Here is a 12,643-nt window from a genome sequence, read left to right as displayed (position 1 = left end):
GTGGTCTCCTTTGCCAAAGGAACCCGCGCGCGACGGTCGAGGTTCCGACGGGTGAACCGACGCGGGTTCCGGTGCGTAGTCTCCACACACCGTGCCGCCGCAGGAGACGCCATGTCCTCGATCGTCCGCCCCACCTCCGCCCAGATGACCCGGCGTCTGATCGTGCTCGCCAGCGCCATCTTCGCCGTGGTGGTCGGCCAGACACAGGTGCTGATGGGCTGGGGCCAGACGCCGGCGGAGTTCTCGGCCGACAGCGATGCGACCCTTCGGGTGGCGGGATACGCCTTCTCGATCTGGGGCGTGATCTATCTCGGCATACTCATCTACGCCGTCCGGCAGGTGCTGAAGCAGACCGGCGAGAGCCTGCTGATCCACCGGCTCGGCTGGCCCTCGGTCGCGGCCTTCCTCGGCATCGGCTGGTGGGTCGTGGCGGCCGCGTTCGACTGGGAGTGGGCGACGGTCGTGCTGATCTTCGCGTCGCTTCTGGTGCTGCTGGTTCCGCTCCTCGCCAACAGCGGCGCGGTACGGGCGCTGGGCCGGACAGAGCGGGACCGCTGGATGGTGGTCTGGCCGCTGGCCCTGCTGGCCGGCTGGCTGACGGTGGCGGCGCCGGTGAATCTGCTGACGATTCTGACTGGCAATGGCGACCTGCCGACGTCGGTCAGTCCGACCGTCTGGGCCATGCTGGCCATCGGCGTCGTCGCCCTGGTGGCGCTGGGCGTGACGGTGAGGCTGCGGATGCTGGCCTACGCCCTGCCCGTGGCCTGGGGTCTGCTCGGCGCGTTCGTGGCCGAGCAGGAACGGAACACGCCGCTGGCCTATGTCGCGCTGGCCGCGGCGGTGGCGGTTCTCGTCGGGGCCGTGATCCTGACCTTCCGGCTGCGGCCGGGGGTGGAGCGTCCCGAAGCGGCCTAGCCGGCCTCGGGGTTCTCCTCCGGATCGGCGTCGGGATCGCCGACGTCGAAGGCGCCTTTCTCGTCGAAGCCGACGCTGCCGACGCCCGTGGCGGACCCGGCGAAGCGTTGCCGACGGCTGGCCAAGGCCTGCTCCGGCGCGGCCTCGTCCATTTCGCGGGTGATTTCCGGATCGTTGGAGCGATCCATCTGCTGGTGATCCGCCGGGGTCGGCGTGGTCTCGCTGCCGGTGCGGGCCATCAGTCGTTCTCCGCGGCCATGTCGTCGTTGGCGGCCTGTTTGGAGGCGCGTTCGGCGGCGGCGCTGGCGCCCACATCGTCGGCGGCGATCTCGGGCGCGTCGGGGTCTTCGGGCGTTGCGGCGGGGTCGACAGGCTGGTCCGTCATGGCGGCCTCCTTTGGCTTCGCCTGACTCAATGGCGGGCCGGCGACGATGTTCCGCCGCCGACGGCTGACAGACTCGCCACTTGCGGCTAGAAGGCCGGGCCATGAGCGCTCCCGAAAAGACCATGGCCGAACTGGCCGCCGAATACGGCTTGGCCCCCAATGAGTATCAGGTCGTCCTCGACCGGCTGGGGCGCGAGCCGAACAACGTCGAGCTGGGCGTGTTCTCGGTGATGTGGTCGGAGCACTGCTCCTACAAGTCGTCGAAGATTCACCTCGGCAAATTCCCGACCAAGGGGCCGCGGGTGATCTGCGGGCCGGGCGAGAACGCCGGCGTGATCGACATCGACGACGGCGACGCCTGCATCTTCAAGATGGAGTCGCATAACCACCCCAGCTTCATCGAGCCCTATCAGGGCGCGGCGACGGGCGTCGGCGGCATCATGCGCGACGTCTTCACCATGGGCGCGCGGCCCGTGGCCCTGCTGAACGCCCTGCGCTTCGGCGATCCGTCACACGAGAAGACCAGGCGGCTGGTCAAGGGCGTGGTGTCCGGCATCGGCGGCTACGGCAACTGCGTCGGCGTGCCGACCGTGGGCGGCGAGACCAATTTCCACGCCGGCTACAACGGCAACATCCTGGTCAACGCCATGTGCGTGGGCGTGGCCAAGGCGGACAGCCTGTTCTACTCGGCCGCCCCGGCGCCGGGCCTGTCGGTGGTCTATTTCGGATCCAAGACCGGCCGCGACGGCATCCATGGCGCGACCATGGCCTCGGCCGAGTTCGACGAGGATTCGGACGAGAAGCGCCCGACCGTGCAGGTCGGCGATCCGTTCGCCGAGAAACTGCTGATCGAGGCGACGCTGGAGCTGATGGCGTCAGGCGCGGTCGCCGCGATCCAGGACATGGGCGCGGCGGGCCTGACGTCGTCGTCGGTCGAGATGGCCGGCAAGGGCGGCGTCGGCATCGAGCTGAACATGGACATGGTGCCCCAGCGCGAAGAGGACATGACCGCCTATGAGATGATGCTGTCGGAAAGCCAGGAGCGGATGCTGGCGGTGCTCAAGCCCGGCCGCGAGCAGGACGGCTACCGCATCTTCGAAAAATGGGGTCTGGACGCCGCCGTCGTCGGCATCACGACCGACACCGGCCATCTGGTGCTGAAGCATCACGGCGAAACGGTCTGCGACGTGCCGCTGGCGCCGCTGTTCGACGACGCGCCCCTGTACGACCGGCCGTGGGTCCAGCCCGAGCTGCGGCCGCGCCTCGACCCGAAGGAGGTCCCGGCGCCGGACAGCTGGGTCGATGCAGTGATCAAGGTGCTGACATGCCCCGACATGGCGTCCAAGCGCTGGATCTGGGAGCAGTACGACCGGCACGTCATGGCCGACACCCTGCAGGACTCCTCGACGGGCGCAGATGCGGGCGTGGTCCGGGTGCATGGTACGGACAAGGGTCTGGCCATGACCTCGGACGTCACGCCGCGCTATGTGCTGGCCGACCCCTACGAGGGCGGGAAACAGGCCGTCGCCGAGGCCTGGCGCAACCTGACGGCGGTGGGCAGCCGCCCGATCGCCATCACCGACAATCTGAATTTCGGCAATCCGCAGCGGCCCGAGATCATGGGCCAGATCGTCCGCGCCATCGACGGCATGGCCGAGGCCTGCCGGGTGCTGGACTTCCCCGTCGTGAGCGGCAATGTCAGCCTGTATAACGAGACCAATGGCGCGGCCATTCCGCCGACTCCGACCGTGGGCGCGGTCGGCCTGCTGCCCAACTACGATGTCGTGACCGGCTTCGGCGGCATGGCCGAGGGCGATGTGCTGGTGCTGATCGGCGAGACGGTCGGGGAGCTGGGCTCCTCGATCTATCTGCGCGAGGTGCTGGGCCGCGAAGAGGGTGCGCCGCCGCCGGTCGATCTGGCGCTGGAGCGCAAGACAGGCGACTTCGTTCGCGGCCTGATCGAAGGCGGCGAACTGACCGTGGTGCACGACCTGTCCGACGGCGGGCTGATCGGCGCGGCGGCGGACCTGGCGTTGGCCTCGGACGTCGGCGTGGAGCTGGACGCGACCTCGGCGACGCACGCGCACATCCTGCTCTTCGGGGAAGATCAGGCGCGCTATCTGGTGGCCGTGCCCGAGGCGACGGACATCATCGCGGCGGCACAGGCCGCCGGCATCCACGCCAGCGTGGTCGGCCGGGCCAGGGGCCGGGACTTCTGCTCCGGCGGACCGGACGGCGACCTGTTCCGCCTGCCGCTCGACCACCTGCGCGAGATGCACGAGAGCTGGCTGCCGAACTGGATCGAAGGCGTGCAAGGGTGAAGCGGCTGCTGATCCTGACCGCGGCCGGTCTGGCTCTGACGGGGTGCGACGGGGAAGATCCGGTCGACAGCGCCCTGCGCGATGCGGCGGCCGCCCGTCAGGCGGCGGCGACGAAAACGACCGCCGAGATAGAAGCCGCCCGGCCGGCGCAGGCCGCGCCCGCCACGAGCGGCGACACGGCCTGGATCGAGGCGACCATCGAGGACCACCGCCGCACGATTTCGGCCACCGCGCTTCTGCTCGAGCGCACGGACGATCCCGAGGTGCGGCGCGCGGCCGAGAAGGTGATCGCCGCCCGTCGCCGGGAAATCGCCGAACTCCAGGCTTTGCGGCCGGCGGCGACGCCCGACGAGTGACGACCGTCATATTTCCGGGCTAGTCAGGCTCGTCCTTCAGAAGGAGATTCCGACATGCGCCTGCCCGATTCCGTATCCCGTCGCGGGCTGATGCTGGCGCTCGGCGCCGGGGGCGTGGTGCTGGGCTCGGGCCGTCGGGCGCTGGCCGATCCGGTGTTCGCGGAATATCCGTTCCAGCTGGGCATCGCCGCCGGCGATCCGGCGCCGGACGGCTTCGTAATCTGGACCCGGCTGGCCCCGCGTCCGCTAGAGATCGGCCACGGGATGCCGTCCGCGCCCGTGCCGGTGAAATGGGAGGTGGCGACGGACCGCGGCTTCTCCAATGTGGCGCAGCGGGGCGAGGCCATAGCCCGGCCGGAACTCGGCCATGCCGTCCATGTCGAGGTCGAGGGTCTGGAACCCGGCCGCGAGTATTTCTACCGCTTCACCGCCGGCGCGGAGCGCACGCCGTCCGGCCGGGCCAAGACGGCTCCGGCGCGTGGCGCCCGGGTGACGCAGGCGCGGTTCGGCGTGTTGGGCTGTCAGGCTTATGAGCAGGGATTCTACACCGCGCACCGCAAGGCGGCGGCCGAGGATTTCGACTTTATCTACTGCTACGGCGACTACATCTACGAAGGGCGCGGGAGCCGGACCTATACGGGGTCGGGCGGGACCATCGAGAATCCGCGCCAGCACATCGGCGGCGAGGTCTATTCGCTGGACGACTACCGGCGCCGCTATGCGCAGTACAAGCTGGATACCGACCTGCAGTCCAGCCACGCCGCGGCGGCCTGGTTCGTGACGTGGGACGATCACGAGATCCAGAACAACTGGGTGTCGGATCAGGACCCGGATGATGTGCCGCCCGAGGTCTTCCTGTTGCGGCGGCAGGCGGCGGCGCAGGCCTTTTACGAGCATATGCCGCTGCGCCGGTCGGCGTTTCCGCGAGGCGCGGAGATGCAGCTGTACCGGAATGCGGCCTGGGGCGATCTTCTGGATCTGAACCTGCTCGATACCCGGTCCTATCGGTCGGATCAGCCGTGTGACGACGCCTGGGCCACGACATGCGCGGGCGTGGCCGATCCCGCCGCGCAGGTGCTGGGCGAGGCGCAGGAGGCATGGCTCTATCGCGCGCTCGACCAGTCGCAGGCGCACTGGAAGGTGCTGGCGCAGCAGATCATGGTGATGGATCTGGACCGCAAGGAAGGCCCGGAGCCGGGCTACAACCTCGACACCTGGGCCGGTTACAGCATCCCCCGGCAGCGGCTGCTGCGGCGTCTGAAGGATCGCCGGATCGGCAACACCATCGTGCTGACGGGTGACGAACATCAGAACTATGCGGGCGAGCTTTACCTCGACAGCCGCAATCCCGAAGGCGCGCCCGTTGCGGCGGAGTTCGTCACCACCTCGATCAGTTCGTCCGGCGACGGGCAGGATCAGCGGGCCGAGGGGCGGCGCTTCCTGGCGGACAATCCGTTCCTCAAGTTCAACAACGCCCAGCGCGGCTATGTCGTCTGCGACGTGACGCCGGAGCGCTGGCAGACCGAGTTCAAGGTGCTGGACAAGGTCTCGGAGAAGGACGGGACGCTGACCACGCGGGCGACGCTGGCGGTGGCGAGCGGGGATGCGCGGGTGGTGCCCGCCTAGGCGGTTACCGGCACCGCCTGGCTCAGCCGTCCGCCGACCCGGATCGGCTCCACCCGGGTAGCCAGACCCGTGCGGTCGTCCGTCTCGACATAGACGCCGCAGATGGTCGCGGGCCCGTGGGCCGGGGTGTAGCGACCACCGGACAGACGGGTGGTGAAGCGCCGCAGGGGCTCTTCCTTCTCGTTGCCGATGACGCTGTCGTAGTCGCAGCAGCCGCCGGCGTCGGTCTGGTAGGCCGTGCCGCCCGGCAGGATCTGGCAGTCGGCGGTCGGGACGTGGGTGTGGGTGCCGACAACGAGGCTGGCGCGGCCGTCGCAGAAATGGCCCATGGCCATCTTCTCGGACGTGGCCTCGCAATGCATGTCGACGATGATGGCGTCGGCGGCCATGCCCAGCGGACAGGCGGCGAGTTCCTTCTCGACCGCTCCGAACGGGTCGTCGACCGCGTCCATATGGATGCGGCCAAGGGCGTTCATGACCAGCACGGTCTTGCCGGAATGCGTCTCGAACAGGTTGGCCCCCGCGCCCGGCGCGTCCATCAGGCGCGGGTAGTTCAGGGGGCGGATCAGGCGCGGCTCGCGCACGATGTAGGTCAGGGCCTCGCGCTGGTCCCAGCTGTGATTGCCGAGGGTCAGGCAGTCGGCGCCGGCCATGAACAGCTCGCGTGCGGTGTTCTCGGTGATGCCGAAGCCGCCGGCGGCGTTCTCGGCGTTGACCACCACGAAGTCGAGCTTCAGGTCGCGCTTGAGCGCGGGCAGGTGATCGCTGAGCCCGTCGCGGCCGGATTTGCCCACCACATCGCCGAAAAACGCGAGTCTCATACGCTCTGCCTCATGGGACGGCTCTATAGCCCCTCTCGGTCAGAACGCCATGCAGGCGGATGTCGTGCAGTTCGACGGGCAGATTTTCGACTTCCTGCCCGGCATAGGCGAAGCCGACGCGGAGGGCGTCCGACAGGGCGGCGAAGGTCCGGTCGTAGTAGCCGCCCCCCTGCCCCAGCCGTCCACCCGCTGCGTCGAAGGCCAGCAGGGGGGTCATGATCAGGTCGGGCGTTACGGTTTCGGCGAGCGGCAGGGGCGCGGGCACGCCGGCGACGTCGAGTTCCAGCGGCTCGCCCGGCGACCAGCGGCGGAAGATCATCGGAGCGTCCCGTTCGATCACGACGGGGAGGCAGAGCGAGCGACCCTGACAGGTCAGCGCCATCGACAGGGCGTCCGCACCGATCTCCGAGCCGATGGCGCGATAGACCGCGACGACCTCTCCCGGCGGCAGGTCACCGGCGTGCTCCGCCGCCCGCAGCGACGCCTCGGGATCGAGTCCGGCCAGCCGCTTGCGCGTGGCCCGCATCGCCGCCCGGAGTTCGTGTTTGTCGATCATGGAACGCGCTCAAGCAGCGAGCCGCCGCGCGGCGAGCGCTAGCGCGCAAAGAGTGGGTGGCGGCGCCGCAAGAACCGTGAAGGACGTTTAAATCCTCTCGACCTGGGTAGCCAGGTGGGCTCCGTGTGCCCGGGCCCTCGAGCCCAAACAGGGACAGATCCCTTCGAGTGAATTAAGGTCGCGAGGAAATGTTGCCTTCGACGAGGGCCGCAGCAGGACCCGCCGTCGAGCAAGATAGTCGCTCGCGTCTCGCCGCGCCAGTGGCGGGCGCCGGCGGGGCTCCGACAATCTCGTGAAAGGCCGTCTCGACGTCCGGGTGACGAAACCGGAAACCGGTCGCCAGCGCCTTTGCGGGCAGCACCCGCTGTCCACCCAGAAGCAGTTCGTCCGCGAAGGCTCCGAACGCGAACCGCAGGGGTGCGGCAGGCGCAGCCAAGAGGGCGGGCCGGCGCAATGCGCTGCCCAGAGCGCGGGAAAATTCTGCACTGGTCACCGGGCAGGGGGCTGTCGCGTTCATGGGTCCGTTGAGCCGGCGATCGGCCACGGCATGCAGGATAAGGCGCACGCAGTCGTCGAGAGATATCCATGACATCCACTGTCTGCCCGACCCCATCGGGCCGCCGAGCCCAAACTCGAATGGCGTCAACAGGCGTGACAGCATGCCGCCCGCCGACCCAAGCACCAGACCGATGCGCACGGTGACGACCCGTACGCCCAAGGTCTCCGTCCGGAGAGCTGCCTGCTCCCAGGCGTGGCAGAGACGGTGGCTGAAACAGGGGATGTACGAGCCCGTTTCGTCCAGAGGCGCATCCGCATGCAGGCCATACCAACCAATCGCCGAGCCGCTTACGAGGACCTCCGGCCGCCTCTGGAGCCGCGCGATGAGCCGGCGCACCTCGCGGGTGGTGCGGAGCCGGGAGCGAAGAATGCGGCGGCGCTTGGCGAGCGTCCAAAGGCCGTCGCTGATCGGTTCGCCTGCGAGGTTGATGACCGCGTCGATCCGAGTGTCGCCGGAGATCTGGTCGAGGGCGGTGACGATCATGATCGGAGCCGGGAGATTGGCGGTCGCCGGATCACGCATGAGCGCCACGACCTCGTGCCCCGCTTCCGTCAGGGCCGAGGTCAGCCGCCGGCCGATGAAGCCGGTCGCACCCGTGATCAGGATGCGGCGGCGGCCCGGCAGTTCCCGGCCCATAACGGCGGCGCTCGGCGGTATCAGGCGGTCGGAACGGTCCGCGGCTGCGAGGTCGCGCAATCCGAAGATGCCGACGCCGACAGCGGCGGTCGAGGCCATGGCGCTCCAAAGGCCATGCGAGACGGCCACGAACCCCGTGGGCTCGCCTGACCAGTGCAGAAGCAGCGGCGCAAGCAGGGTCAGTATGGCGCCGTAGTTTAGCGCCAGCAGGGTGTGGGTGATCCGCTCGGAAGCGGGCAGCCGGCGTGTCCGGTCTTCTTCCACGAAATCAGTCAGTGTGATCGCCACTTCGATGGCCAGCAGGCAGAGGATCGCGGCCGCCAGCCAACCCTTCGGTTCAGTCCAGCCGATCAGCAGGAAAAGCACCGCGTAGATCAGGTTTCGAACCCCGTGGAGGCGCAGTTCCGATTTCTGCGAGGGCTTCCAGGCCAGCCGCTCGGTCAGTTCGTGATGGAACAACGTGTCGAACGCCCCCATGGCGATCTGCAGCGTCAGTAGAATCCAGAGCAGGTCAGACATCCCGCGCCTCCTCGGCCGGCGCGTCCCGGAATGTCGCATTCTGCCCGATCAGCCGGCCGAACAGGGGATGGTCGAGAGCCAGTGTGAAGGCAAACCGGCCATGGCCGAGGTCGCGATGGACGATCGTCAGGGCGCCGGGCTCGAGCCACTGTGGCAGGCGCAACCGCACTCCGGCCAAGGTGGCGAAGTAGAAGGCGCTGCGGAACACCAGCGCCCGGTCCTCGGCCGCGACGGTCAGAGCCATGCCGACGCCGCCGCCGATGTGTTCTTCCAGACCCGTCGGACCGGCGAACCGCTTGGCGCTATGGATGACCTGGGGGAAGCCGGCGCGGCGAACGTACATCCGCGTCCAGACCTGACCGCGCCCGATGGCATCCTCGGTTACGGTGACGACCGCGGCGCCGGGCGCGAAGACCAGCGGTAGCGGCCCGCCGATCATCCGCGCGGCGAACGCCAGAAGGCGTCCCAGCGGACGGGTTTCGATCTCGATCACATGGCCTCGATAAACCACGGTGTCGCCGCTCTTCATGCGCTTGGTGAAGCGGCGCCGAACAGCCAGTGGCAGGGTCTTCCACTCCGGCTCGGCAAGCAGAGCCCGGAAGCGCAGATCAAGCAGGTCGCCGTCCGCCTGCGCGATCGGTCGATCTTCCCGGATTGCGGGCCTCGCCCCCATTGTCCCCTCCTCCGCCTATTTGCCACCTGGAATGAGCGCCGCGATGCGCGCTCCGAGCTTGAGCAGCGCCATCAGTTTCGGCCGCGCTACGGTGGTGATCTGCCCGTACCAGCGGTCGAGGGTCTCGGTGAATTCGAGCATCTCTTTCAGCCGCTTGAGAGCGACGGGATGGACTGTGGGATCGGTTTCGGCCTCAGCGACGCAGACCCGGAGGGTTTCAAGAGCGGGATCGATCTCCTTGGCCTTTCGCCCGGCCGCGATCCGGGAGGCGACTTCCCAGACGTCCGTCTCGGCCTCGAAATGATCGCGCCGATCCCCCCGGATCGGAACGCGCCGGATCAGATTCCAGCTCTGCAGTTCCTTCAGGGAGGTCGATACGTTCGACCGCGCCATTTCCAGCGCGACGGCGACGTTCTCGGCCGTCACTGGCCTGTCGGCCGTCATCAGGAAGGCGTGGATCTGTGCGACGGAGCGGTTCACGCCCCAGAAGCCCCCCATCTCGCCCCAATGAAGGACGAAGCGTTCGATCGAGACTGGCAGTTTTGTTATTTCTGTCATTACAGAAATATCAGACAACGAAGACCGGGAGTCAATCTCCACCGGAGCGGCGGTCTGTCACAGGCCTTGGGCGATCTTTTCCAGACGCGCGGCGACGGCGTTGAGCGCCTCGGCCACCCCGTCGCCGGCTGAGGCGGCGGCGGGTTCGGAGCCCGGCACCGCCAGGCGGGCTTCATGCAGTTCGTCGGCGAGCAGCAGGCCCGCCATCAGGAACAGGCGGATGTCACCGACATGGCCGACCTCGCCCGCCACCTGACGCACGTGGCCGTCGAACTGTTTGGCGAGAATGCGGACGCGCTCTTCCTGTCCATCGGCGCAGCCGACGGCGTAGGGGCGGCCGTTGATCTCGACGGTCACGGTGGCCATCAGCGGGCCTCCCGCTCGGCGAGGCTGTCGCGAATGGCGTCGGCGGCGCGAGCCAGCACCTCGGCGGCGTCGCGTCCGGCGGATTCAAGTTCGTGGATGCGGGCCCGGTCGGTCTCGCTGGAGGGTTGTGGCGCGAACAGGTCGTCGTCGGGCGCGCGGCCCGCGCCCGCGGCGCGGCTTTTCAGGTCGAGCAGGCGGCGTTCGAGCAGCGCCAGCGCGCGATCAACCCGGTCCTTGGCGGCCGATGCAGCGTCCATGCAGGTCACTTCCTCCAGAATCCGTATAGAACCCGCTGGCGCGCCGGGGTAAAGCGGCGCGCCTCCCTTTTTCCGCCTTCCGACGAAAGGTCCCGCCCGTGACCGACGCCAAAGCCGTATCCGAAAAAGCCACGCCGAAGCAGATGGCGGACGCCATTCGCGTTCTGGCCATGGACGGAGTCGAGAAGGCGAAGAGCGGCCACCCCGGCATGCCGATGGGCATGGCCGACGTGGCGACGGTGCTGTTCTCGAAATTCCTGAAGTTCGACGCCAGCCGCCCGGACTGGGCCGACCGGGACCGTTTCATCCTGTCGGCGGGCCACGGCTCGATGCTGATCTACGCCTTGCTGCACCTGACCGGCTACAAGGCCGCGACGAAAGACGAGCTGTCGAACTTCCGTCAGTGGGGCTCGAAGACGGCAGGGCACCCCGAGTTCGGCCATATGCCCGGCGTCGAGACGACCACGGGACCGCTGGGACAAGGTCTCGCCAACTCGGTCGGTTTCGCCATGGCAGAGCGGCATCTGGCAGCGCGATTCGGCGACGATCTGGTCGACCACCGGACCTGGGTCATCGCCGGCGACGGCTGCCTGATGGAGGGCGTGTCGCAGGAGGCGATCACCCTCGCCGGCCGCTACCGGCTGAACAAGCTGACCGTGCTGTGGGACGACAACGAGATCACCATCGACGGCAAGGTCGGCCTGTCGGACGCCACAGATCAGAAGGCGCGCTTCAAGTCGGCGGGCTGGGCGGTCAAGGCCATCGACGGCCATGACATGGGGCAGATCAAGGCGGCGCTGAAGTGGGCGACGCGTCAGGACAAGCCGACGCTGATCGCCTGCCGCACCAAGATCGGCCGTGGCGCCGCGACCATGGAAGGCAGCCACAAGACCCACGGCGCGGCTCTGGGCGCGGCCGAGGTGGCCGCCACGCGGCTGGGCCTGTCGTGGGCCCATGATCCGTTCGAACTGCCGCAGAACGTTGAAAGCGCCTGGCGCAAGGTCGGCAAGCGCGGGGCGCGCGATCGCAAGGCGTGGGAAGCCCGACTGGCGGCGTCGGCGCAGGCGGCGGACTTCACCCGGGCCATGAAGGGCGATCTGCCCGAGGGAGCCTTCACGGCGCTGGACGCCAAGATCGCCGAACTGGTCGAGACGAAGCCGGCGCAGGCCACGCGCCAGTCGTCCGGGGCCGCCCTGGACGAGCTGTTCGCCGCCGTGCCGGAACTGATCGGCGGCTCGGCCGACCTGACCGGCTCCAACAACACCTTCGTCAAGGGCACGCCGATCTTCGACGCGCCGACCTATGAGGGCCGCTACGTCAACTGGGGCATTCGCGAGCACGGCATGGCCGCGGCGATGAACGGCATGGCCCTGCACGGCGGGGTCATCCCCTACGGCGGCACCTTCATGGTGTTCTCGGACTACAGCCGCCCGTCGATCCGTCTGGCGGGTCTGATGGGCATCCGCGTCATCCACGTGCTGACCCACGACAGCATCGGCCTCGGTGAAGACGGACCGACGCACCAGCCGGTCGAACATCTGGCGGCGCTGCGGGCGATTCCGAACCTGATGGTGTTCCGCCCGGCGGACACGGTCGAGGCGATGGAGTGCTGGCGTCTGGCGCTGGAACACAGGTCGACGCCGTCGGCGCTGGCCCTGTCGCGGCAGAAGACGGCGGCGGTGCGGATGGTCGCGGCACCGGAGAACCTCTCGGCGCGCGGGGCCTATGAGCTGAAGGCGGCGAACGGCGAGGCGAAGGCCACCCTGTTCGCGACCGGCACCGAGGTGCCGCTGGCGCTCGCCGCCGCGGAGAAACTGGAAGCCGAAGGCACGCCGACGCGGGTGGTGTCGGTCCCCTGCTTCGAACTCTTCTTCCAGCAGGACGCGGCCTATCAGGCGTCGGTGCTGGGCCGCGGCACCGTGCGCGTCGCCGTCGAGGCCGCGATCCAGCAGGGCTGGGAACGGTTCATCGGCGAGGACGGCGCCTTCGTCGGCATGACCGGGTTCGGAGCCTCGGCTCCGGCGGAAGTGCTGTACGAGAAGTTCGGCATCACCACCGAGGCGGTGGTCGCGGCGGTCAAGGCGCGGCTCTGACG

The 12,643-nt window shown here is 68.6% G+C and carries 13 protein-coding genes, 1 other RNA gene and 1 pseudogene; 5 read left to right on the top strand and 10 right to left on the bottom strand.

The genetic code is table 11. From position 1 onward, the window contains the following. The first annotated feature begins 111 nt into the window (after nt 1–111). The gene (locus GGQ87_RS09180) at nt 112–915 is read left to right on the top strand and encodes a hypothetical protein (protein WP_168046770.1); all 804 of its coding nucleotides are present in this window, start codon (nt 112–114) and stop codon (nt 913–915) included. On the opposite strand, the gene GGQ87_RS09175 is transcribed toward GGQ87_RS09180, so the two are convergent. Both GGQ87_RS09175 and GGQ87_RS09170 read right to left on the bottom strand, forming a co-directional pair. Further along, nucleotides 912–1,154, bottom strand: a complete 243-nt coding sequence (locus GGQ87_RS09175) for a Tat pathway signal protein (RefSeq protein ID WP_168046768.1) — start codon at nt 1,152–1,154, stop codon at nt 912–914. The genes GGQ87_RS09180 and GGQ87_RS09175 overlap by 4 nt on opposite strands. Beyond that, on the bottom strand, nt 1,154–1,300 hold the full coding sequence (locus GGQ87_RS09170; protein ID WP_168046766.1) for a hypothetical protein: 147 nt from the start codon (nt 1,298–1,300) through the stop codon (nt 1,154–1,156). The genes GGQ87_RS09175 and GGQ87_RS09170 overlap by 1 nt, the downstream gene beginning before the upstream one ends. Before the next feature lie 101 nt (nt 1,301–1,401). Here GGQ87_RS09170 and purL point away from each other — a divergent pair, with 101 nt between their 5' ends. Genes purL through GGQ87_RS09155 form a run of 3 tightly spaced genes read left to right on the top strand, consistent with a single transcriptional unit; the run spans nt 1,402 to nt 5,603 of the window. Continuing rightward, entirely contained in the window at nt 1,402–3,621 is a 2,220-nt protein-coding gene (purL, locus tag GGQ87_RS09165) for a phosphoribosylformylglycinamidine synthase subunit PurL (RefSeq protein WP_168046764.1), read from the top strand. Next, nucleotides 3,618–3,977 (top strand): DUF305 domain-containing protein, encoded by a 360-nt coding sequence (locus GGQ87_RS09160; RefSeq protein ID WP_168046762.1) that lies wholly within the window; start codon nt 3,618–3,620, stop codon nt 3,975–3,977. Before purL ends, GGQ87_RS09160 begins: the two co-directional genes overlap by 4 nt. Nucleotides 3,978–4,031: 54 nt before the next feature. Then, a complete protein-coding gene (locus tag GGQ87_RS09155) occupies nt 4,032–5,603 on the top strand; it encodes an alkaline phosphatase D family protein (protein WP_168046760.1) in 1,572 nt (523 codons plus the stop codon). On the opposite strand, the gene GGQ87_RS09150 is transcribed toward GGQ87_RS09155, so the two are convergent. The 8 genes and pseudogenes from GGQ87_RS09150 to GGQ87_RS09120 all read right to left on the bottom strand — a co-directional run bounded on the left by GGQ87_RS09150 (nt 5,600) and on the right by GGQ87_RS09120 (nt 10,548). Then, nucleotides 5,600–6,424 (bottom strand): TIGR00282 family metallophosphoesterase, encoded by an 825-nt coding sequence (locus GGQ87_RS09150; RefSeq protein WP_168046758.1) that lies wholly within the window; start codon nt 6,422–6,424, stop codon nt 5,600–5,602. The two genes, GGQ87_RS09155 and GGQ87_RS09150, sit on opposite strands and share 4 nt — an antisense overlap. Nucleotides 6,425–6,434: 10 nt before the next feature. Beyond that, nucleotides 6,435–6,980 (bottom strand): 5-formyltetrahydrofolate cyclo-ligase, encoded by a 546-nt coding sequence (locus GGQ87_RS09145; RefSeq protein WP_168046756.1) that lies wholly within the window; start codon nt 6,978–6,980, stop codon nt 6,435–6,437. Nucleotides 6,981–7,038: 58 nt separating this feature from the next. Then, a non-coding RNA gene (ssrS, locus tag GGQ87_RS15680) (6S RNA) lies at nt 7,039–7,199 on the bottom strand. Between the two features lie 79 nt (nt 7,200–7,278). Further along, nucleotides 7,279–8,175: pseudogene (locus GGQ87_RS15675) on the bottom strand (TIGR01777 family oxidoreductase); the annotation flags it as partial. A gap of 511 nt (nt 8,176–8,686) precedes the next feature. Continuing rightward, nucleotides 8,687–9,367 carry a DUF4166 domain-containing protein gene (locus GGQ87_RS09135; protein WP_168046752.1) on the bottom strand — a complete coding sequence of 227 codons (681 nt, stop codon included), beginning with the start codon at nt 9,365–9,367 and terminating at the stop codon, nt 8,687–8,689. A gap of 15 nt (nt 9,368–9,382) precedes the next feature. After that, a complete protein-coding gene (locus GGQ87_RS09130) occupies nt 9,383–9,925 on the bottom strand; it encodes a GbsR/MarR family transcriptional regulator (RefSeq protein ID WP_168046750.1) in 543 nt (180 codons plus the stop codon). 57 nt (nt 9,926–9,982) lie between these two features. Further along, entirely contained in the window at nt 9,983–10,291 is a 309-nt protein-coding gene (locus GGQ87_RS09125) for a cell division protein ZapA (protein WP_168046748.1), read from the bottom strand. Next, nucleotides 10,291–10,548 carry a hypothetical protein gene (locus tag GGQ87_RS09120; protein WP_168046746.1) on the bottom strand — a complete coding sequence of 86 codons (258 nt, stop codon included), beginning with the start codon at nt 10,546–10,548 and terminating at the stop codon, nt 10,291–10,293. The genes GGQ87_RS09125 and GGQ87_RS09120 overlap by 1 nt, the downstream gene beginning before the upstream one ends. A 98-nt stretch (nt 10,549–10,646) precedes the next feature. Between GGQ87_RS09120 and tkt the strand changes: the two genes are divergently transcribed. After that, a complete protein-coding gene (gene tkt, locus GGQ87_RS09115; protein ID WP_168046744.1) occupies nt 10,647–12,641 on the top strand; it encodes a transketolase in 1,995 nt (664 codons plus the stop codon). The last annotated feature ends 2 nt before the right edge of the window (nt 12,642–12,643 follow it).

It is taken from the genome of Brevundimonas alba (assembly GCF_011927945.1).
GTDB lineage: Bacteria > Pseudomonadota > Alphaproteobacteria > Caulobacterales > Caulobacteraceae > Brevundimonas > Brevundimonas alba.
The sequence above is the reverse complement of the archived record's forward strand: the minus strand, read 5'-3'. Positions and strand labels throughout refer to the sequence as shown.